Origin of the sequence: Ectopseudomonas oleovorans (genome assembly GCF_029845265.1) — a bacterium.
GTDB lineage: Bacteria > Pseudomonadota > Gammaproteobacteria > Pseudomonadales > Pseudomonadaceae > Aquipseudomonas > Aquipseudomonas oleovorans.
Map to the genome: position 1 here is coordinate 1 of NZ_JAOCLK010000116.1, position 561 is coordinate 561.

Below are 561 nucleotides of genomic sequence, written 5' to 3' on the forward strand. Positions count from 1 at the left end.
TCAGGCGCTTGTCATCGCGTTCGGTCAGCTCGCGGTCGACCAGCAGGCCGAGGCGTTCCTCGAAGCTCAGGCTGTCGATGTCTGGGGTTTTCAGTTGTTCGTTCAGCGCCTTGAGCATGCCGTGCAGGCGCAGGGTTTGCAGCTTGTCCAGGGTCGGATGGGGCAGCATGGTGAGTTTCCTTGTGTTCAGTGGTAGTAGCCGGGGCCGCGCAGGTTGGCGTGGTCGTCCGGCAGCAGCGGCAGGTTGGCTTGAGCCAGCGGCAGGCTTTCCAGGCCCTGGCGCAGGATCGATTCGAGGCTCTTGTAGCTGCACGCGCCGAGGCTGAGGGCGCGTCGGCAGGCCAGCTCCAAGCGCACTTCGCCATGAGTCTTGCCCAGGCGCAGGATGCCCAGGCAGGCCCGGTAACCCTGCTGCGGATGGATGCGCCGCTCGAGGATGTGGCTGATCACGCCGGCGGTGTTCGGCCCGGTCTGCTCGGCCCAGCGGATCAGCCGCTGCGGCGTCCACTCGGCATGCTCGCGATGGCTCTTGGGCATGTGCTCGGCCTGCGTGCTGTGCCG

Annotated in this window: 1 protein-coding gene and 1 pseudogene; both read right to left on the reverse strand. The window is 66.7% G+C overall.

Going from position 1 to position 561, the window contains the following annotated elements:
- Nucleotides 1-169, reverse strand: a 169-nt coding sequence (locus tag N5J71_RS22360; protein ID WP_279917670.1) for an ATP-binding protein, incomplete at its 3' end; no start/stop codon positions are given.
- A 17-nt stretch (nt 170-186) separates the two neighbouring features.
- Nucleotides 187-561 (reverse strand): annotated as a pseudogene (locus N5J71_RS22365) (IS21 family transposase); the annotation flags it as partial.